At 34.0% G+C, this 20,822-nt stretch carries 26 protein-coding genes; 5 read left to right on the top strand and 21 right to left on the bottom strand.

The annotated features are described in order from the left end of the window. Positions 1 to 214: 214 nt before the first annotated feature. From ybaK to pgeF, 3 genes are read right to left on the bottom strand one after another with little or no spacing between them, the layout of a single operon-like run. Positions 215 to 691 carry a Cys-tRNA(Pro) deacylase gene (gene ybaK / locus EZV73_RS00005; RefSeq protein ID WP_240837102.1) on the bottom strand — a complete coding sequence of 159 codons (477 nt, stop codon included), beginning with the start codon at positions 689 to 691 and terminating at the stop codon, positions 215 to 217. Then, positions 684 to 1,247, bottom strand: a complete 564-nt coding sequence (locus EZV73_RS00010) for a nitroreductase family protein (protein ID WP_240837104.1) — start codon at positions 1,245 to 1,247, stop codon at positions 684 to 686. Before EZV73_RS00010 ends, ybaK begins: the two co-directional genes overlap by 8 nt. A gap of 2 nt (positions 1,248 to 1,249) precedes the next feature. Continuing rightward, a complete protein-coding gene (gene pgeF / locus EZV73_RS00015) occupies positions 1,250 to 2,047 on the bottom strand; it encodes a peptidoglycan editing factor PgeF (RefSeq protein WP_240837106.1) in 798 nt (265 codons plus the stop codon). Between the two features lie 64 nt (positions 2,048 to 2,111). Here pgeF and EZV73_RS00020 point away from each other — a divergent pair, with 64 nt between their 5' ends. Then, the gene (locus tag EZV73_RS00020) at positions 2,112 to 2,666 is read left to right on the top strand and encodes a 5-formyltetrahydrofolate cyclo-ligase (RefSeq protein WP_240837108.1); all 555 of its coding nucleotides are present in this window, start codon (positions 2,112 to 2,114) and stop codon (positions 2,664 to 2,666) included. Here EZV73_RS00020 and EZV73_RS00025 read toward each other — a convergent pair. Next, complete coding sequence (locus tag EZV73_RS00025) at positions 2,650 to 3,621, bottom strand: YeiH family protein (protein WP_240837110.1); 972 nt, start codon at positions 3,619 to 3,621, stop codon at positions 2,650 to 2,652. The genes EZV73_RS00020 and EZV73_RS00025 overlap by 17 nt on opposite strands. 85 nt (positions 3,622 to 3,706) lie before the next feature. On the opposite strand from EZV73_RS00025, the gene EZV73_RS00030 reads away from it, so the two are divergent. Then, positions 3,707 to 3,997: a hypothetical protein gene (locus EZV73_RS00030; RefSeq protein ID WP_240837112.1), complete on the top strand. Its 291-nt coding sequence runs from the start codon at positions 3,707 to 3,709 to the stop codon at positions 3,995 to 3,997. Positions 3,998 to 4,015: 18 nt separating this feature from the next. Here the strand turns inward: EZV73_RS00030 and EZV73_RS00035 are convergent, their stop codons facing one another. From EZV73_RS00035 to EZV73_RS00085, 11 genes are all read right to left on the bottom strand, one after another. Beyond that, on the bottom strand, positions 4,016 to 4,798 hold the full coding sequence (locus tag EZV73_RS00035) for an N-acetyltransferase (protein WP_240837113.1): 783 nt from the start codon (positions 4,796 to 4,798) through the stop codon (positions 4,016 to 4,018). 8 nt (positions 4,799 to 4,806) lie between these two features. After that, the gene (locus tag EZV73_RS00040; RefSeq protein ID WP_240837115.1) at positions 4,807 to 5,109 is read right to left on the bottom strand and encodes an RNHCP domain-containing protein; all 303 of its coding nucleotides are present in this window, start codon (positions 5,107 to 5,109) and stop codon (positions 4,807 to 4,809) included. 421 nt (positions 5,110 to 5,530) lie between these two features. After that, positions 5,531 to 6,505, bottom strand: a complete 975-nt coding sequence (locus tag EZV73_RS00045; protein ID WP_240837117.1) for a hypothetical protein — start codon at positions 6,503 to 6,505, stop codon at positions 5,531 to 5,533. Positions 6,506 to 6,564: 59 nt separating this feature from the next. Then, on the bottom strand, positions 6,565 to 7,968 hold the full coding sequence (locus tag EZV73_RS00050; RefSeq protein ID WP_240837119.1) for a cell wall metabolism sensor histidine kinase WalK: 1,404 nt from the start codon (positions 7,966 to 7,968) through the stop codon (positions 6,565 to 6,567). A gap of 8 nt (positions 7,969 to 7,976) precedes the next feature. Next, positions 7,977 to 8,630: a response regulator transcription factor gene (locus tag EZV73_RS00055; protein WP_240837121.1), complete on the bottom strand. Its 654-nt coding sequence runs from the start codon at positions 8,628 to 8,630 to the stop codon at positions 7,977 to 7,979. An 89-nt stretch (positions 8,631 to 8,719) separates the two neighbouring features. Further along, on the bottom strand, positions 8,720 to 9,214 hold the full coding sequence (locus tag EZV73_RS28810) for a DUF4431 domain-containing protein (protein ID WP_240837123.1): 495 nt from the start codon (positions 9,212 to 9,214) through the stop codon (positions 8,720 to 8,722). Continuing rightward, entirely contained in the window at positions 9,211 to 9,507 is a 297-nt protein-coding gene (locus EZV73_RS00065; RefSeq protein ID WP_240837125.1) for a hypothetical protein, read from the bottom strand. Before EZV73_RS00065 ends, EZV73_RS28810 begins: the two co-directional genes overlap by 4 nt. A 64-nt stretch (positions 9,508 to 9,571) precedes the next feature. After that, positions 9,572 to 9,970: a hypothetical protein gene (locus tag EZV73_RS00070; RefSeq protein ID WP_240837127.1), complete on the bottom strand. Its 399-nt coding sequence runs from the start codon at positions 9,968 to 9,970 to the stop codon at positions 9,572 to 9,574. After that, positions 9,963 to 10,472, bottom strand: coding sequence for a hypothetical protein (locus EZV73_RS00075; protein WP_240837128.1), 510 nt, complete (start codon positions 10,470 to 10,472; stop codon positions 9,963 to 9,965). The genes EZV73_RS00070 and EZV73_RS00075 overlap by 8 nt, the downstream gene beginning before the upstream one ends. A 2-nt stretch (positions 10,473 to 10,474) precedes the next feature. Continuing rightward, positions 10,475 to 10,906, bottom strand: coding sequence for a hypothetical protein (locus EZV73_RS00080; protein WP_240837130.1), 432 nt, complete (start codon positions 10,904 to 10,906; stop codon positions 10,475 to 10,477). A 3-nt stretch (positions 10,907 to 10,909) separates the two neighbouring features. Continuing rightward, positions 10,910 to 11,584 carry a hypothetical protein gene (locus EZV73_RS00085; protein WP_240837132.1) on the bottom strand — a complete coding sequence of 225 codons (675 nt, stop codon included), beginning with the start codon at positions 11,582 to 11,584 and terminating at the stop codon, positions 10,910 to 10,912. Positions 11,585 to 12,017: 433 nt separating this feature from the next. On the opposite strand from EZV73_RS00085, the gene EZV73_RS00090 reads away from it, so the two are divergent. Beyond that, positions 12,018 to 13,439, top strand: a complete 1,422-nt coding sequence (locus tag EZV73_RS00090; protein ID WP_240837134.1) for a hypothetical protein — start codon at positions 12,018 to 12,020, stop codon at positions 13,437 to 13,439. Between the two features lie 55 nt (positions 13,440 to 13,494). On the opposite strand, the gene EZV73_RS00095 is transcribed toward EZV73_RS00090, so the two are convergent. Beyond that, entirely contained in the window at positions 13,495 to 14,301 is an 807-nt protein-coding gene (locus tag EZV73_RS00095) for a metal ABC transporter permease (RefSeq protein WP_240837136.1), read from the bottom strand. Beyond that, positions 14,282 to 15,061 carry a metal ABC transporter ATP-binding protein gene (locus tag EZV73_RS00100; protein ID WP_240837137.1) on the bottom strand — a complete coding sequence of 260 codons (780 nt, stop codon included), beginning with the start codon at positions 15,059 to 15,061 and terminating at the stop codon, positions 14,282 to 14,284. The genes EZV73_RS00095 and EZV73_RS00100 overlap by 20 nt, the downstream gene beginning before the upstream one ends. A 64-nt stretch (positions 15,062 to 15,125) precedes the next feature. On the opposite strand from EZV73_RS00100, the gene EZV73_RS00105 reads away from it, so the two are divergent. Next, positions 15,126 to 15,560, top strand: a complete 435-nt coding sequence (locus tag EZV73_RS00105; protein ID WP_240837139.1) for a Fur family transcriptional regulator — start codon at positions 15,126 to 15,128, stop codon at positions 15,558 to 15,560. On the opposite strand, the gene EZV73_RS00110 is transcribed toward EZV73_RS00105, so the two are convergent. From EZV73_RS00110 to EZV73_RS00125, 4 genes are all read right to left on the bottom strand, one after another. Next, the gene (locus EZV73_RS00110) at positions 15,543 to 16,523 is read right to left on the bottom strand and encodes a metal ABC transporter solute-binding protein, Zn/Mn family (RefSeq protein ID WP_240837141.1); all 981 of its coding nucleotides are present in this window, start codon (positions 16,521 to 16,523) and stop codon (positions 15,543 to 15,545) included. The genes EZV73_RS00105 and EZV73_RS00110 overlap by 18 nt on opposite strands. 81 nt (positions 16,524 to 16,604) lie before the next feature. Further along, positions 16,605 to 17,396: a M55 family metallopeptidase gene (locus tag EZV73_RS00115; RefSeq protein ID WP_240837142.1), complete on the bottom strand. Its 792-nt coding sequence runs from the start codon at positions 17,394 to 17,396 to the stop codon at positions 16,605 to 16,607. Between the two features lie 2 nt (positions 17,397 to 17,398). Next, entirely contained in the window at positions 17,399 to 18,574 is a 1,176-nt protein-coding gene (locus tag EZV73_RS00120; RefSeq protein WP_240837144.1) for a MalY/PatB family protein, read from the bottom strand. A gap of 75 nt (positions 18,575 to 18,649) precedes the next feature. Next, positions 18,650 to 19,168: a DUF5698 domain-containing protein gene (locus EZV73_RS00125; RefSeq protein WP_240837146.1), complete on the bottom strand. Its 519-nt coding sequence runs from the start codon at positions 19,166 to 19,168 to the stop codon at positions 18,650 to 18,652. A 182-nt stretch (positions 19,169 to 19,350) separates the two neighbouring features. On the opposite strand from EZV73_RS00125, the gene EZV73_RS00130 reads away from it, so the two are divergent. Further along, entirely contained in the window at positions 19,351 to 20,817 is a 1,467-nt protein-coding gene (locus tag EZV73_RS00130; RefSeq protein WP_240837147.1) for a hypothetical protein, read from the top strand. Positions 20,818 to 20,822 lie beyond the last annotated feature (5 nt).

Raw genomic sequence — 20,822 nt, forward strand, 5'->3', positions numbered from 1 at the left:
TAAACTGCATACCAAAACCATTAATTTAGACTTAGGGTTAAAATTCTACGAAATTAAGGAGGAAGAACTAGAATGAAGTAGGTAAAAGTGAATCTAAAATATTTCAGAGGATTCTACCTCTTATTTATGATGCGAAAAAACACCTAAATTCAATGATGAATTCAGGTGTTTACTCATAATTACATCGGAATGCAGGGAAATAGATAAAATCAATCTATTTCAACACTCCCTTTTTCACGTCACAATTTAAAATTTCAATCAAGCTGTCCGGTGACATCTCAATTTGCAACCCCTGCTTGCCTGCAGAAAAAACAATTTCATCTAAATCATTTATAGAATCATCTATAACTGTCTTGTAAGCTTTTTTCATACCAAGGGGTGAACAACCACCTCTTATATAACCTGTGATTTTCATGATGTCTTTTACGTGAATCATCTCTATTTTCTTTTCACCAAAATGTTTGGCCACAAGCTTCATGTTCACACTGGCTTCAACGGGCACCATGGCCACATAGTAGTTCTTGCTAGATCCAACCATAACCAGGGTCTTATAAACCGATTCCACCGGTTTACCGACTTTTTTAGCGACAGACACCCCGTCTATGTTCCCATCTTTGATGTCATATTCGATAACTTGATACTCTACTTTTTTTTGGTCTAATATGCGCATGGCATTGGTTTTCTTACTCATTGATCCTCACTTCCATTATTAAGTCCGACAAGTCTTTTCTTGTATTTGGTTTTTCCTTTTGTCTTATTTCATCTTCAAGTGCATTTATATCACCTGGTTTACCTAAGGCGACCATGGCTATCGGTACAATATCTTCAGGTATATTTAGAAGTTCTCTAGCAAGCTTCTTTCTATAGCCCGCCATAGCATGTGTATAATAGCCTCTTGATATCGCTTCAAGCGATAGAAAACCCCAAGCCGTACCAGCATCAAACTGGTGGTACTTGTTTTCTTTATCATTACGATCAAAAGTGGTTTTAGAGCATATTAGTATAAGAACCGGTGCATTTTTAGCCCATTTTAGGTTGCCTTCCAAAAGTAAAGACTGCATGACTTGTAAAGATTCACCTTGGCCAATTATAAAACGCCATGGTTGTTCATTAAAGCATGAAGGCGCATATCTCGCCGCTTCTAATATAGCCATTAAATCATCCTGATCCACAGGTTCGGGACTAAAGGCTCTTGGTGACCATCGGTCTTTGATTTCCTTTAAAATATCATAATTATATTCTCTCATATCTACCTCAACATCATTAATCCGATTTGCGTCCCCCTGTCGTTGCCATGTCTTCTATGTGAAAAGAAGAGTTCTGGATGACACTTAGTACATAAATCTGTAACTTCAATATGCTTTTCATCTACACCACACATCATAAGTATCTCTTTATTTATACCCTTTAAATCAATGTGATACCTGTCTTTTTCTTTATAATAGTCATAATAATCTTCAGAAAAATCATAGGTCATGGCATCAATGACTTCTCCTGTAACTTCATAACACGCTTTACAAACTGCTGGTCCTATAGCTGCTTTGATGTCTTTTACATCAGAACCATCTTTCACCATTTTCTCAATCATATCCTTCACAATACCAGAAGCGGTTCCCCGCCAGCCAGCATGGGTCATGCCAGCAACATGTCTTTTGGGATCATAGTAGTAAATAGGAACGCAGTCTGCATAAAAGGTCACCAAAGGCAGACCTACCTTATCTGTAATCAAACCATCTACATCATGATAATCTCTCTCTATAAATATGCCCATACCATGATGAGATTCGTTCACATCTAAGATTGTATTATGGTGATACTGGCTTGATAAAACAAGCTTTTCAATAGGCACGTCTAAACACCTTGTGAAACGTCTATAATTTTCTAATACATGATCTCTTTGGTCACCTCTTGAAAAACCTAGATTCATGGCTTCAAAGTGTCCTTCACTAACACCACCAATTCTGGTAGAGTGTACTGCAACGATTGGATCGTCTTTAAATATATCAAACGTTAAATAACAAACATCGTCTTTTATGTTTTTAATCATATGAACCACCTTTATGTCTTATAACAATATGTTATGCTATAATGGCTTTGAAAGGAAGAGTAAAATGAAAAAGATAATCAGAAAAGAAAGCCTGAAAAGAAGAAAATCCCTTACCAAAGATCAGGTTATAGAAAAAAGTCATACAATCAGTCAAACAATTATTGAAAAGGATATTATTAAGTCAAAGAACACATTGATTTATATGGATTTTAGAAATGAAGTCATGACAAAGGAACTGCTAGAATACACCATAGAAAAATATGGATCGGTTTTATTACCTAGAGTTGTGGGTGACGTCCTTACCATTCATGAGATATTTTCTTTAGAGGACATGATTTTATCTGAATTAGGTATTTTAGAACCAGGCCCTGAAAACCAAGTAGCCATTCATACAATCGACTTGATATTAGCACCTGGCGTTGCTTTTGATGAAATGTGTTACAGGCTTGGATACGGAGGTGGCTTCTACGACAGACTTCTTTCAAATAAAAGAAAAGAGGTCCCAGTGATTGCCCTTGCCTTTGAAACTCAAATCATAGACAAGGTACCAACAGAACCTCACGATTATAAAATGGATATGGTTGTTACTGAAAATAGAATCATTAAACCATCATCGTAATTGCTGCAAATCCAAATGTAGATAAAACAACAAATAACACCAAACCAATAACAAAGGCCTTAGCGCCTTTTTTTGCTACCTGTTTAAAGTTAACAGAAAGACCCATAGCTGTCATGGCCATTAGAATTAAGAAAGAAGAAGACTTAGCTAAAAAGCCTGTAAGGGCCTCAGGTAATATGCCTAATGAGTTAATAATGCCTGCTATGATAAAGTACAATACATACATTGGAAACTTGGCTCTTTTGGATTCACTGCTACCATTAAAGTGATAACTAAGAAATAAAGAAACTGGTACCAACATCAAAACTCTTGTCATCTTAACAAAAGTACCGATTTCCCCTGCTACATCGCCTCTAGCAAATGCTGCCGCTAGGGCGTGTGCCACGCCATGTAATGTAAGTCCTGACCAAATACCATAGGTTGCATCTGACATAGGCGCTTTAGAAATGGCCGTATAAGCAATAACCCCAATTGCACCTAATACACTCACAATAGATACTGCAACAACTGCATCGTCATCATCTGCTCCTATAACTGGCGCTAAGGCCACAACTGCAGATGCACCACAAATACAAGAACCCACACCTAGAAGTGTACCTAGTTTTTTATTCAAACCAAATTTCTTTGAAACATACATAAATGTAAACAAAGTGGCTGGCACAAATATGGCTACTAGTAATAGTATATTAGGCCCTAAATCCAGTACTGCTGTCATATTTAGCTTAAAGCCAAGTAATACAATACCTACCTTTAAAAGTTTCTTTAATGAAAACTTGATACCTTCAGCCAAAACAATCTGAGTCCCGACGGTGTTGTTATAAATCATACCAATAATAATGGCAATGGTTAAGGTTTCTAGTGCAAAATAAGGTTTAATCAGACCTTGTAGCCACATAGAAACAATGGCTATTAAAACGACAAATAATATGCCCGGTAATAACTTTTTTACTTTCATAATTCCTCCATCTATACCGCTTTAGTATAACAGATTCATTTTGACAAAACCACATATTCTGCTACAATATTTTTGGAGGTATTTTATGAGTCAAAGTATGTTTATTAAATCAATTGAAATTGACGATCAAGAAAGAATCATCGTCAGTGTACAAGAACAATTTCAAGCGTATCTTAAAGAAGATATGATCAAAACCATGTTGAAGGATCAGGCTAAAAACGCCCTTGGAGAGGATTTTATACAGTTAGAGGTTTCACCATCTACTTTTAGAATTACTGTCAAAGAAGGTAAAGCTGAAGATGGTAAAAGAGTTGTTATGGAAGAAATCAATAAGAATATAGAAATGGCATTAACATTTCTAAACAACATGAAGTAGAGCCAAAAGCTCTACTTTTTAAATAAACATGCCTATTGATGATTCTGTTTCATTGATAAACTCATAGCCTAATGTCCCGTAAAAAGACACTGCTCTCTTATTAGCAGACCATACTTCTAATCTTACATCTAAGCAGCCTTGATCGATTAAGTAGTTATGGGCAAAATTCATCAGCCTACTAGCAAGACCTTTCTTCCTAAAATCACTTGAAACAAACAAATCTTCAATCCACCACTGATTGTCTTCTTTTAGAAGTAAAACATTAGCGATTAATACATCCTTGTCATAAAGGCCAAAGGACTTTAGCTGATTTTTTCTTTGAAGCTTTCTAATCTTCTCCAGGGAGTATGGTACAGATACAAATATCCTACTATGCTCTTTTATAAAATGTAAAATATCATTATCGCTTTTTAAGTTATCACATACAATCTCACGATCGTCCATTTGAAGCTTATCTTCTAAGTATTTTCTTAATACCCACATGCCTTCATCATGTTTGAATGCTTTTACTTTTTCATAAAATAATATACTTTCCATATCATGCGAAAGGCAGCAGTTATAGATTCTTGCATCATGGTCTGGATAGTCTAGACGCTTTAACTTAGCCATCTTTATAAATGATTCTACAAGAAATAACTTTACAGATTCTTCTTGAGCTTTTGTATGGATATAGTAGTTGATTCTTTTTCTATCATATAGTCTAGACGCTTCAAACTCCCTAATGATACCCTCGCCAATAATCTCACCTATATCATTTTCAACAAGATATTTGTCTCCATCTTCTTGATGCTTTAAATTCATATATCTCCTTATATAACTTCTAGTGAACAAATTAGATCAAAATTATCACTTGATTCATCAATAATGTTCCACTGTTTATGGCCGCAGTCTTCACAAATATGAAGTATCTGTATACCTTTTTTCGTATGGATTCTTTGCCCACTAGGTTTCATCAACCCCATACAGCTACTTCTTCTGTCACCTGGTACAATATCTAAATGTTTGGAATACAGACACCTATGACAATGATTCTTATAAGACTGATTTTTTACTGCCTCTACTAAAGCAAGGCAGTTTTCACATACAAATGTTTTGTTTTCTTTTTTCTTCATGACTTCCCCCATTTCTTGATTACGATTGTTATCAAGAAACTGGGTTCCGTTTATTCTTTTATTCAGGCTTTAATAGACATTGACCGATTCACCGATTCTATTTCAAGACACGATTACTTCTACTTCCAACTTCCATGCTTTTGCATATCCGAACCACTACTGGCTTTTAAACCAGTCACTGTAGTGCGGCCGGCGCCACACTCCACTAGTAGGTGTATTCTATTATCACTGACATTGGCGTCGTCCCCAACTAAGCCATGAAGTACATTCTTTTAATCATTTTGCACCTCCTGATTCATTCTAACATTTCAAGTCATTGCAGGTATATATCAGAAACACTTTTAAGAGACTTGACCATCCACAGCAAAGAAAAAGCCTGTTTATCATTCAAACAGGCGCAAGTATTTGTATTAGTTTGCTACTACTCTTTCTTTAAAACGTAATAACTTGGCTTTTGATCTCTATAAACATAATCACCGCTTTTCCATTCATAGAACATATATGTAGCACCGTTAATTTCCTTTATGGTGTAAGCAGAAGCCGTAAGATCACCGTGATGCATGACGAAACCTTTTGTCCAAGTACGAAAGTCTTTGTCAAACTCACCGCCTTCTAGGAATACTAACTCCTTCAAATATAAGTCGCCGCCCCAAAACTTTTTCTCTGGTTGAAATTGATCAAAATCATCAACAAAGTCAACACTCTTCCAAGTACCAATTACTTCATCATCATTCTCAAATGGCAAATCAATATCATCTGTATTCACTCGTATCAAAGAACTCGCATTTTCTGCTAACGCTTCATTTGCACCTTGTACAAAATCATTCATATTATCACGCATAACATAAAGAGCAAATACAACATCTTTATCAAGAAACATCCGAATGTTTAAATCAGATCTCTGATAGTAATCGTAATTTTTACCATCTATCTGATCATAATAAACACCATCTATATAGCCATTTGATGTACCAGTCCTTATTTCATTTGGATTGCCTAATAACTCTAAAACTTCATCTTTAGTCATACCAACCTTTATACCAGACTCACACTCATAAAAATCATCATAAAATCTTAGTTCGATTATTTGATCGTCAATCATCCAAATATTAAAGTCATCTGAGTAAACCATAATATAATGACCACTTAAATTACTTTCTACATATGTTTCATCTTCCCATATATATGATTCTGGTTCACCATACAAACTAATAATATCCTGTCTTGTTGATGTCTCAATATCAATTTGATCAATTTTATCTAGGACTGTTTCATTACTAACAAACTCACCAATAAAAGTAGGTGAAGAAGTCGCAAAAATCCTTTCCATATTGAAACCCATATACGCAAGACCAATTATTAGTATTACAATAATTCCTATCATTATCTTTTTCATATTGTATCCTCCCTATAGATAAGATAGCATTTAGATATCTAGTAATCTTCGAATAGTTGTCAAGAACTTGTAAAATTAAAACTAACTTCTACTCTGGTGCCTTTATCAAGCTCGCTTTTCACATTCAGTTTTGCATGCATCAAGCTTGCTGCTTGCTTGCATATACTAAGTCCAAGACCAAAACTATTCTCTTGTCTCTTTCGTGATTTGTCTACCATATAAAAAGCTTCTGTGATGTGGTCTAACTCATCACTTGGAATACCACGACCATTGTCCTCAACATAAACTACAAGTGTGTCTTGAAACTTTGAAGCGCCCAAACTTATTTGACCAGTTTGCCCAGATGCCTTTATAGCATTATCCACTAAGTTTAAGAAAAGCATCTTGAAGAGCTCTTTATCAACCTGCAAATTAACTGGTTTGCAATAGAGCTTAAAGTCAATTGATTTTCCATATTGTCTCATTTTAGATATCGCGATTACGTCTTCTAACAAATATTGAAGATTTTCTTTTTCTGTAGGCAAGTCATGGTCTTTTAATAAGATTATTTCATTAAGCTTTTGTGATAATTGCGACAGTCTATGACCCTCTTCATAAATATGATAGAGTCCTTTATCAAAAGTCTTTTTGTCATACTTAAGTTTCCTTAATGTGTCGGAATAGCCAATAATGGATGTCAAAGGCGTTTTTAGCTCATGGGTGAAATTATCAATAAATCGTTGCTTACTTTCTGATTCAAGTTTCAATTGATAAATGTTCGAATCAATTTTATCTGCCATTTTATCGATGTGATTCGCTATTAACCCTATGTCATCATCTTTATTGAGGTTTATCCTTGCACCATAATTACCTTCTTCAATGTCAGTCGTTACAGAGATTATCTTCTTAATATCACCAGTAACCAACTTTGAAAACACATAAGATGCTGCAAACATGACCATTAACATGACAAATGATAAACCTATAAAGAAGTAATATTGGTTTCTTCTAGAATCAATTATATAAGTAATATCTTTTATGAGTGATATGTAATAACTATTATCATCGATAACCATAAAATCAGTAAAAAAGATCATGTATCTGTTATCAATTTTTCTCAAGAAGTAATTCTTGCCATGCCTTCTTGCATAATCTAAATCTTCCCTTTCAATCATCCACGATTTCTTATGGGTAGCCATAAGTAAATCCTCTTCATCATGAAGTTCAATATCAAGACTACTCCTTGTTGTCGTCATCAGATAATCACTAATAAAGTTTATCCTGTCAAAGTCTCCCGAAATATTAGATACTACTAACAAATGATTGATTGTAAACTTTAAACTTGATCCATACGATTTTAAGTCTTCTACTTCAGTCGAAATCATATCTTTGTGAACATTTTCAATAATAATAGCACCAGAAAAAACCAGGATTAGAAAACACATGGCCAAAAAGAAGATAAATATTTTATTGCCTAGACTCATAATTAATCCTATCCATCAAATCTATAACCATATTTATAAACAGTTTCAATCATGTCAGTATCTAATTTCTGCCTTAGATTTCTCACATGCATATCTACAGTACGTGTATTGCCTGAATAATCATAATCCCATATCTTATCTAGTAACTTTTCTCTAGATAGGGCAATACCTCTATTAATCAAGAAATAATGGAGAAGATCAAATTCTTTCAAGGTTAAATCTATAATCTGACCCGACTTCATTACTCTTCTACTTGTAACACAAACTGAAACATCATCAAATATAAAATCATTTTCAACTATTACCTGCTCGTTTCTTCTCAATACAACATTAATTCTTGAAATCAGTTCAAGAGGTTCAAATGGCTTTGTCAAATAATCATCTGCACCTAGGTTAAAACCTTGCAACTTAGATTTTAAACTGTCTTTTGCAGTAAGTATAATAACAGGCACGCCATACTTCTTAATTATTGGCAATATTTCTAATCCACTTTTCTTGGGAAGCATCATATCTAAAACAACTAAATCCGGTTTTTGGCTCATCATTTCTAGCCCTTCTAGACCATCAAAAGCCTGTTTACTATCAAAACCATACATATCTAAGTTCATTTTCAATAAATCTGATATCGCTAGATCATCTTCAATAATGAGTATTTTTGACACATTTCCTCCATAATCTCTTTTTTCACAACTCTGTATTAATAATACCATATATATATTTTATAAACCTCAACTTATTTGTCTACTAAAATTCAATCTTTAATTGCATCAATACTTACAACATTTACTAATATAGGTTTAATATGATACCCAGTATACCATTCAAATATATCTCCTGTAACTGTAACCTTCTTATCAACCAAATCTTTTACATCTTCACATTTGTCATCATAGTGCATAACTAACTGTACTTTGTCAATCAACTGGGATCCATTCTTTGAAGGATCAATATCGTAATAAAACTGACTCGTCTCGTCCATTTGCAAGACATAAGTTTCTAAAGGTAAATCAACTTCTGGATCTTCACCATAGCCAGGCGGACCATAATAACTTACAGTAGATAACGTTCCTTTAAAAGTTCTAATGTCGCCTTCTTCAAGGATATTGTTATTTTCATTTGAATAATCTAGTACATCAAGGCTTGATAACTGATTATCTTTTTGAATCTCCTTAGAAGCTATCAAGAAGGAAATAAGCACAAGAAGTCCTATCATACCTATACATTTTATTACATTAGTAGCTTTCACCGGTGCACCACCTTCTTAGTTAACCACACAAAAAGAATCATTATAATAATGATCGATGCAGCTAAAATCATAGGACATTTAAACAGTAGCAATAAGAAAAACAAACTACATAAATAGAAAATCACTGACAACTCTTTTATATGAACAAAATAAGCCATAAAAAAAGTGATTGTCACTAAAGATATATATTCAGCCGCTAAATCCAACTTTAAAACAGTAATCATTCTTCCTAAAGCAATATTTGCAACCACTACGACTAGAAAAACAATATATTCCTTAAACCCCTTCTGCATTCAAACTCCTTTCCTTAAACGGATTAAAAACTTAATTACTCCTCTATTAACACGACTAAATGACCTAACATGTATCTTGCTTTTTATCTAGAATCAAATATCTAATAAACTGAACCATTAGGAGCGTAATTGTAAAAACGCCTGCATAATCTTCAAATGCAATAAATCTAGTATTAACTTTTGCAACACACAATAAGATGATACAAATTATGAAAAGCATCAAAACCTTAGATTTGCTCTTTACACTAACACCACTTATTAAAAATGCTGCATTTAAGAGCATAACATAATACTTGAAAATAACTCTTTCTAAGTCTAAATCTAAACCACGGACTATATCAAGAAGTTCAAACTTAAAGGCAACTGTAGAATCATATAAGTTCGTCATTATATAAATTACAATAAGTCCTATAACCAATAAAGTATTCTTTTTCGTAAATAGCTTAATATCCTTTTTATTCATTGCGCTTTAATCCTTCTGTTAACTTGTCTAACACATGAACATACTGAGCTTCTTTTAAGGTATATTCCTGATTAATATCAAACTCCGATGAGTACATACGGACCATTCTTATTAAACCATCATCAGAAGAATAGATATCCACTGTAACTTCTTTAAAACTAGGCGAACTCCCACGTTCAAACCGAATCCTATACTTGTCATATCTTAAATCATTACCATACTTATCTATCAGATTATCAAATGAATAAAAAGGTAGATATTTTAACTCTAAAGCTTTTAATGAATCTAGGATGTTATCAAGCAGATCTTGTTGACCATACTCCAGTCGATAATAGGCTTCATCCTCTGATCCATAGTCTCTTGTATAATGTATATCAGTGGCTTTCAAATCAATCTGATTGATTAAATTTACGGAATTAATTTGCACATACACCAAACAAACAATCGCTAACAAGACTAGAATCAATATACGCCAATATTTCTTCAACTTTAGCATGTTCATTACTACCTACTTCCGCTAAATGGTATCGTTAATATATTAAACTCCTCGAAGACTCCTTTTAATGATTTAGGACCTCTAATTACAACCTTGTCTATATCTTCAGTCAACACAACAAACTCAATCCTTAGAATACTGTATCTATTTTTTATACGATACAATCTATCCATTTTATCTGTTGATTCCTTTACTATATTTTTAGAGTTCAACATGTCTTTATAATATTGGTCATTGCAAATCTTATAATTAACATACTTGCTTCTATAAAAACTTCCAATTACAATCCCAAGTGATATAGCCAAACTAGCGAACCCACCATCAAGCAGAAGATGCTTATTTGTTATCAAACTAAACACTATACGTATAATCGACAAACCAATCACCATAATTGAAGCCATTGCAACGACTTCTTTGAATCTGTTCTTATTCTCATTCATAAGTTATCCCTCAAAAGTCAATTGCTTATTGTGCTTTATTGAATATAAAATGATAAATTTTTCAAGTAGGTCTAAGCGACTAAATCCATCTAATTCTACACTTAAAGAAGAATCACCAAATTCAATCGTAGTTAAATATTGACCATTATATTTCAAGTAAATATCATTTAACTCTTCTCCTTTAAGAACAAATTCTTCAAGACCTCTACCACCATTAATATTATTTCGATTGTAACGAACTTCATGTCCAGGTAGATGAAAAGGATTCTCAAATTTTAATGCACAAATATAATAACTATGTATCTTCATGATCTGTCCAAAAATTGCAACAATCGGCCAAATTAAAATAACAAATGCATCAAGGAATGAAAACTTTAGAATATAAAGTAGTGATACAATTAGAAGAAACATGATAGATATCACAATTTCTTTAATAGCAGGTTTTCTTTCTACATGAATACCAAACTCTAGATATACTGGCATTTTCCAGTTACGTATGTCCAAATGATAATCATTAGCTTTAAGATCTGTTATCCCGTTCACCTTCAAAGCTTCCAGATACTCATTTAAGTTTACAGTGCCTTTAAGTTTTTCTTTTACATGTCTGCTATTCCCACACCTTAAACAATAATCTTTCGTCATTGGTATTTTTTCATTACAAAATGCACAGTATCTCATACTATTATTTTCCTCTCAAATACTCTATGAAAGAGTTCCATAACACTAGATAGAATTTTCCTTATAAATCAATAGTTTTATCAAGCATGATTATATACTCACTTTCCACTCATATAATAAGTATTTTGGGTTTCTCTTCCAAATATAGTTTATCTTAAAATGATAATTATTACCATAATGTCCAGAAACATATCTTACACTTAATCATTTATTAGTATATTTATACAACTTGTAAAGTTCTAATCAAAGCCTCTAAAGCCAGTGAACATCACAATTAGGGCATTTTTATCACTTCCATCATACAACTTATTTTACAAGGTAGCATACAAGTATCAGAAAATTCTTAAAATACTATATCCAATCTCTTCATATGCTTCATTTTCTATTAACTATGTTTTACAGTAATAATGAGTATAAAGAATAAGGGGGAAGCATGAAAAAAATAATTACAACCATATTAATCACATTATTACTAGCCACAGTCACCTATGCAGAAACAGAAGAAATCATTGTTGAGATACCTCAGTTCACTGTTACAGTTAATGGTGAAGTAATCGACACAGAGCATAGTGATTTTCCTGTCATTACTTACAAAGGCATTACCTATTTTCCGATGACATCTGATTACTTAAGTAACATGGGATTAGACCTATACTTTGATAAGGAAAAAGGTATCTTTATCAAAAGTGTAGAAGTTGAAAACATCACTCAGCTAGAGCAAAATTTCGTTAACTCAAATAATGTTTTAGGAAGCCAGGATACTGCTGAACTTTTACCTTTTGACCTTTACGTAAACGGAAAAGAAATTGATAACAGCCAAGAAGAATATCCTGTTATCCTATATAGAAACATGACTTATTTCCCAATGACTTGGCATTATACACAAGAAGCATTCAAATGGGAAACAGACTGGTCAGATGAAAATGGCTACAGCATTGTATCCATCGACATGGTTAAAGAAGAAGATATTCAGCTCAGAAACGTATTAAGCAAGACTGAAGATGGACTGACAATTGACGATATCAGATTCGACTTCGATCTAGACGAAAGTGTGTTAGGCGAATGGATTTGTGTCGATTTACTAACGAATCCAGTTGATTTCAAACCATATAAGAAATCATGGAAAGGTAATCTACATTATGAAAAATTGATATTCTTCAAAGATGGAAATGGATCAAATTATCTTAGCGACGGATTTATTGGTAACCAGAAGTGGACGGACGGCCTCCTCTTAGACGATAACAGCGGTATGTGGACGGCATCAAGATATTTTATTGTAGAAGCTTTTAATGATGAATTTCTATTTGTAGAACATAAAAGTGGTGACTATTTGTTTACTGACAATGCACCTTCGTACTACGTCTATAAACGCGGTATTAAAGAAGACCCAAATACAATCGGACACATAGACCTAAATCTACACGAAATCGAAACAACAGAGGTTGACGGTAATAAAAGTGATAAAATCAGTTATAAGTTTGAAGACGACCCTCAGGTTCTTGGCGGATGGAAATCTGTCGACTATTTATCAACACCATACAAATATAATGTTCAAGAACAAAGTTACAAAGGCAATCTATTTCTTGTGTCTCTAGATTTTCTGGAAAAAGGTAAAGTTTCGATTAAATATTACAGTGGTTTTACCGGTACCGAAAAATGGACTAATGGGCTTATTCTTGAAAAGGGATTTAACTATAATACAGCATCTAGATATTTCATAAAAACTATAAAAAACAAAGAATATTTGTTTCTTGAAAGTAAGGAAGGCATCTCTGCTTTAGGATACAATAGTATCAATTACTATGTTTTTGAACGATCTGATACTGATGACACACTTGACTTACATACAGATTAAGAATAATATCTAAATATACTTAATACTAAAAAATCTTTGGCAACCGCCAAAGATTTTATTTTTTAAACTTATTCACTATATAAGCACCAAAGTATATGATGACTGCCAACAAAATAATCGTAGCACCTGATGGAATGTTGAAATAGTATGATAAGATCAAACCACCAATGCTCGTTGATAAACTGATTAAGGATGCAGAAATCATAAGTACTTTTAATGATTTTGTATAAAGTTTTGCGATTGCTGATGGTATTGTTAACAGTGCAATAGCCAGTATGATCCCCACCACTTTGATTAATAAGACAATGGTTAAGGCTATTAGTATGTAAAGCAATCGTTCAAAGAAAGCTGTATCAATACCAATAACATGTAAGTAGCTCTCATCGAAGAGATAGGCTTTCCAATAGTTAAACATACTGACAAATACAATGACAACGATCAGACTTAAAACTGCTAACAAAATCAGATATAAATTAGAAACAGTCAGGATATCGCCAAATAGATAAGATGTCATATCAGGTGGATAACCAGGTGTTAAGCCAATAAATAGAATACCAAGTGCCATACCTGTTGCCCAAAAGATACCTATAAGGGTATCAGAGGCTGCCTGAGTTTTTCTTTTTATAACAGGTAAAGAAATGGATGCAATAACTGCAAATATCATACCTGTTATAATTGGTGGAATCTTAAAAAGATAACCTAAACCAATACCACCAAATGAAGTATGAGCAATACCACCACTCATACTTACTAATTTTTTCTCTACTATTACTGCTCCTATGATACCACTTAAAATACTAGCAAGTACGGCAGCCAGAAGAGCTCTTTGCATAAAGCCATAATTAATGATGGCGTTGATCATGATACTTATCCTCCGTCTCCATAAACTCTTTCTTAAGTGCTTCTTCATTTATCATGAGATCTTCAATAGGACATCCTGTTGTAAGCTCTAGAACATTTTTTCTCATCTTAGAATCACTGCCATGATAGTGAAGTGTTTGATTGATATATGCAACACTTGATACATATGAAAATATCTCTGCAATATCATGAGTGATAATTAATATGGTAATGTCTTCACTTAAACATTTGAGGATATCATAAATTTCATTTTTTACTTTTACATCTAAACTGGCAGTTGGTTCATCCAGCACTAAGATATCAGGTTTAGATACCATAGACCTTGTTACAAGTACTTTCTGTAACTGTCCGCCTGACAACTCTCCAATTTGTTTATCTTTTAAGTCGAGAATATCCATTCTCTTCATCAATGATTCAGCATACTCGACTTCTTCTTTCGAATACTTTTTAAAGGTCAATTTCTTTCCCTTTATAACACCTGACATGATAACCTCATTAACCGATATCGGAAAACGTTGATCAAACTCAGCAAATTGAGGGACATACCCTATCTTCTTGCCTTGTTTAACTTCAATCCTACCACTATCAGGTTTTTTTAGCCCAAGTAGTGCTTTAATCAATGTACTTTTACCACCGCCATTAGGACCTATAATTCCTAGAAATGATTTGGGTTCTATATTAAAGGAGATATTTTTTAACGCAACCACACTGCCATATGAAACGCTTAAATCCTTTATACTAATATCATAATCTTGTTTCATAACAACTCCTCTTGTCTTTTTGCCTCTCTAAATGGTAACATAGTATCAAATAACGGAGGTCTCTATGACACTTAATCAAATACTTGAACAATTAAAACTAGCTGGTTACAAAGCAACAGCAACTCGTACGCTGATACTTGAAACACTTATTAAGAATCACGAACTGATTCTTTCAGCGGACGAGATATATTTAATGGTTAAACTAGAAAACGCAAAGATAAACCGTTCAACGGTTTATAGAAATCTTGAAATCTTGTCTGAAGAAAACCTTCTATATAAGACTATCACAGATCAAGGTGTTACGAAAGTCAAACTTAGATGTTGTGACAAACATCACCATCATTTAATCTGCGATAGATGTGGTAAAATAGTTGTATTTGACCAGTGCGCTTCAGACTTATACCGTGAGTTTGCTCAAGGCCATGGCTTTTTATTGACAGGCCACACCCTTGAACTTCATGGCATTTGCAAGAACTGTCAATTACTCGAAAGAGTTTAACATCTTTTCTGCAATAGTTTTCAGATTGTTAATGTAGTCGCCTGATAATGGGGCGACTTTTATAGTTGTACCACCAATCTCTTTTGCAACTATCTCAGCTTGTGAAGAATCAAATTCTTCTTGATAGAATACATATTTTATACCTTCTGCTTTCGCAAGTTCAATGACCATTTCTAAATCTCTCGCAGTCGCTTGCTTACCTTCTGCTTCAATGGCATGCATATCAAAGCCGTAGTCATCTGCAAAATAACCTAAAGACGGATGATACATGATAAACTCATGATCTACATTTTCAAATGACTGCTCAAGGTATTTATCTAATCCTTTTAACTCTTCAATGTATGCTGCAGCATTTTCAGCGTAAGTTTCTTTATTGTCAGGATCTAAAGCTGAAAGCTCATCTCTAATCACTTCAACCATTACTTGAACTCTCTTAGGTGATAACCAAATGTGTGGATCTCTACCTGAATGATCGTGGTCATGTTCACTAGCCGCTTCATCCTCATGATCCGCATCATGTTCATCTTCGTGATCTGCATCATGTTCATCTTCATGATCTGCATCATGTTCATCTTCATGATCAGCATCATGTTCATCTTCATGGTCATGACCTTCTTCGAAATATCTCGCTGGGTATTTCTCATCTACAAACTCTGCTAAATCTACTAACTTCACATCATCATTTACTGACTCTAAAATATGTGCTTCAGCTGCCACATCTATATGGAAATAGACTTTAGATTCATTAAACTTAGCCATTTCTTGTGGTGATGGCTGGTAATTAGCAGGACTTGACCCAGGTGGAATTAATACCACAACATCTACCAAATCGCCTGCAACTGCTTTTACAAATGTTTCTTGAGGTACAATAGACACTGCAACTGTTAACTGGTCAGATGTGTTATCTGAACAACCAACTAAGGCAAGCATCATTATACTTAATATAATTATTAGTTTCTTCATATTCTCCTCCAATAATGCAACTCGTTTGCATTTAGTATAAATAGTATACCCCAAAAAGACAATAAAAAAACCTGATTTTCATCAGATTTTTGTAAACATTATCATTTTTAGTAAATCCATATAGTCATGACTTTCAAAAGTAATGGTTTTGTTATCCTTTTGCTTAACACCAGGATAGTAAGAACCTCTATGGGCAAGCTTGGCTTCCTTAAACTGAATTTCACATTCAAAGTATTCAGGAATAGGCTTTTCAAGCATCTTAAGATCATGTTTCATAGCCTTTTCTGATCCTTCTATGATTCTTTCAATGGCCACTGAAGGATGAATACTGATACTTGCATCACCGATGCCCTCCATAACAGCTACTGTTTCAATATGGCTTAATAGTTCTTTTGCATCATGGCAAAGGGCTTGATCACCAGATACAAAGACAACAGGTACATTATAATAGTGGGCTGTCATGGCATTGATTTCAAACTCACTCATGTATCTACCATTGATTTTTAAGTATTGAATCTTTGTATTTGTAAATGTATGTGCCAGCGGATTACCTGGCATAAAGGCACCATTATGATAACCAACAAACATACATGCATCAAAGCTTTCATTAATCCCTTCCATCATAGACAAGGGACCCATAGACCAGTTTCTTAAAACCTTAACATTATGCGGCAGACATTTCGGGTCTATGTTTCTTCCAGTCGAGTGGGCATCCTTTACTAGTATTTCTGTTGCCCCAGCCAAATTAGCACCTTCACAAGCTGCTGCTACTTCTCTTGTCATCTGCTCAACAAAAGGTGACGTTTGAAGTGTTTCATCCCAATGTGAAACGCCAGTAATCCCTTCAATATCCACACTGATAAATACCTTCATAATTACCTCATTTCCTTGATAGCAGCTTCTATTTGATAAATACCTTTTTTAACATTTTCCCTTGTTGTTGCCACATTGTATCTCATAAAACCCTGTCCTTCTTGACCAAAGAAGTCACCACTGGTCATGCCTACTTTAGCCTTCTCTGCCATAAATGTTTTAAGGGCATCATGGTCCATGTTTAAAGCTCTGCAATCAAACCAAAGTAAGTAGGTACCATCAGGCTTTTTAACCTTGATTTCAGGAATATTTTTACCTATGTAATCCACTACAAAGTCAATATTGCCTTCTACATAATCTAACAACTGGTCTAACCACTCTTCTCCATGTGTATAAGCCGCTTCAAAAGCAACTTGTCCAAAACAGTTGTTGATTTTCATATCCATGATTTCAAAAGAGTTGTTGATCTTTTCTCTGATTTTTTCATCACATGTAATAACAATAGATGATTGTAAACCTGCTAGGTTAAAGGTCTTTGATGGTGCCATGCAAGTTACTGTTCTACATGCAATTTCAGGACTTAGAGATGCAATAGGTACATGTTTATGTCCCTTTAGAATCAGATCACTATGTATTTCATCTGAAATAAGTAAAATATCTTTTCTTACAACGATCTCTGCCAGTTTCTCTAAATCTTCTCTGGCCCATACTTTACCTACTGGATTATGAGGGTTACACAAAATCAAGGCTTTTGCACCTTCATCTATCTTCTTTTCTAAATCTTCAAAATCCATTTGATACTCACCATCTTGGTATATCAAAGGATTATTGACTAGAATTCTACCATGGTTTTCAATAGAAGACTTAAAAGGTCCATAGACCGGCGACTGAATAATAATCTTATCCCCCACTTCAGTCAGAGCCTTCACAGCGAAAATCAAAGAAGGCACAACACCAGGACTGTAAGTCAACCATTCCTTTTTTACTTGCCAGTCATGTCTTTTAGAAACCCAATTTACAAAAGAGTTGTAATAAGCATCATTGAGTGCTGTGTAACCATAGATACCTTGTTCAAGACGGTCTCTTAAAGCATCAATAATTGGCTCAGCTGTCTTAAAGTCCATGTCTGCTACCCACATTGGCAATACATCATCTGAACCATACAAGTCTTTTACAAATTCAAACTTAATTGACTGGTTGTTACTTCTATCATGTTGTTCATCAAAATTATATCTCATATTATTTCCCCCCTCGAAGTAATTATATGATAAAGGAAAAATTATGTACATAAAAAGGACAGAAAAATTTCTGTCCTATGCCAACTTACTCGTTGTTATTTTACCAGCAACTTTCGAGACTGGTTTAATTTTTAATGTTGGATTGTTTATATCACAATCTTTTAAAATATTTTCTAATTCCGACATTTCCTTACGTTTCAAGACAACTTCCACATTGTATCGTCTATCACCGTTAATGCCTCGTGTTAAATAATTGTTGACTGTATAACCTGCATGTCTTATTGCATCAGAAGCAGCAATCAACTTGTCTTTATTCTTGAGAAGTATGTCCACTTCTACTATCCCAAGTGCTAACTTGTCATCCAGTTTACCACCGATGAATACACCAAATGTTCGACCGAGTGCATAGGCTAAGGTGTATTGTAAACCATCTGCTGATGTTACTTTCGTTAATACAGTTGCAAATATCATGGCATCGACAAACACAACCATATAAACTGGATTCATGATTTTTTTCGAAATTAGAATGGTTTTCAATGTTGCAAGCACATTGGTAAAAGATGTGATTAAAAACAAAGTGATAATTGGTAACATAATGTACCTCCCTTTCTTTTCTCACGATTCTATTTTCGGGGCTCAAAATCATCGAAACCTATAGTATCACAGTAAAAATAATCATGCAAGTGTTTTTTATGGTGTAATATGTCCTTAATTTCTCTGTAATGTTGACAAATGTGTGACAAAACATGTACTCTAATCTTAAGGGAAGTGATAAAGTGAGTTTTAAATCTCAATTTGGTTATATACTTGATCTACTAGATATTTCAGGTACAGAGTTTGCAAGTACAGTCGATGTAGATCGTACTTTAATCAGCAAATGGAAAAACAATGCAAGACCTTTAAAGGCAAGAAGCCAATACTTTGAGCCTGTTATAAAGGCATTTATTGATTATAATTTAAAAAGAAATGATACCATTTTAGAAAGGTTCTTTAGAGAGATCTATCCAAATATTGATAGAAATGAACCGGACTATCTTAATACATGTTTACATAAATGGTTGATAGGAGATGACTTAGGTTACTTCCATTCTTTTAGTGACTGGCGGTCATCTAGCGAAGCCTTATACACAACAAACATTGAAATTTTTCAAGGCAACAAGGGTAAAAGAGATGCACTTGTTACCTTCTTTAACTATGCCTTTGAGCTGCCTGCAGGTCAGGAAATTTTTATATCCGATTCAGAAAAAAATGACTGGTTAATAGAAGATCCAGACTTCTATCAATACTATTACAAACAAATTGACGAGTTAGCCAAGTTCGGTCATAACATTACTATCATTTATAAGGACAGCGACTTCCATAAACGTGTCTCAAACTTTGACTACTATAAAATATCTAAGTACTTTACAGGACGCGTCACAGCTTATAAGGCAAATAACGATCCACATATGAGTCCAAGTCTTTATATCATCCATAGACATATGCTGATGTTGTCAATCAATGCAGAACCTCAGATAGACAATCGATATATTTCTCTTTATAGAGATCCTTTTAGTATCTCACAAATGGTAAAAATGTTTGCATCAAGACTCAAACGTGCAACACCGATGATTTCTACTTATACCTCACATGGTACAAGTTTAAAAGGATTTACTGAAAACTTGATAGGCGCTTTAGAAAAGAGCGACAGTTCTTACTTCATTTCCTCTTATCCACCTTTTTCTACTATACCTGAGGAAATTTTAAAAGGTATTTTAAGTGAACAAACCATGACCGATCAACAAACTTATGAGTTGATGCAAATGCATAAGGTCAATCAGTCTCTTTTTAATAAGGAGAACACCACCACATTTGATCAAATCATCAGTAGAGAAAGACTGCTTGAGGCCTTAAAGACCGGTAGAACCAGATTGGATGATATCAGTGCCATCATAAAAAAAGACGTCTATATCTCTAAAGACCAAATGCTCGAACATTTATGTTCATTGGCGCAAAGGACTAAAAAGGATGATCATTTTAATATCACTGTTGCCTCATTCGATGACATACCAAAGTTAAATATCAGTATGTTATGGTTAGTTGAAGATCAGATGATGTACTCCTTCCCACTTAATGGTGCCAATCATTTTGTGGTCAGTGAATCTAAAATCATCATAGATGAAGTCATCTTATTTGTACACGACTTACTCATGCTTAACGAAGAAGCTGAGTCTCTATGTGATTATCTAGAAAAATGTAAATAGCAAAA

This window comes from Acidaminobacter sp. JC074 (assembly GCF_022496765.1).
Taxonomy (GTDB): domain Bacteria; phylum Bacillota; class Clostridia; order Peptostreptococcales; family Acidaminobacteraceae; genus JABXKX01.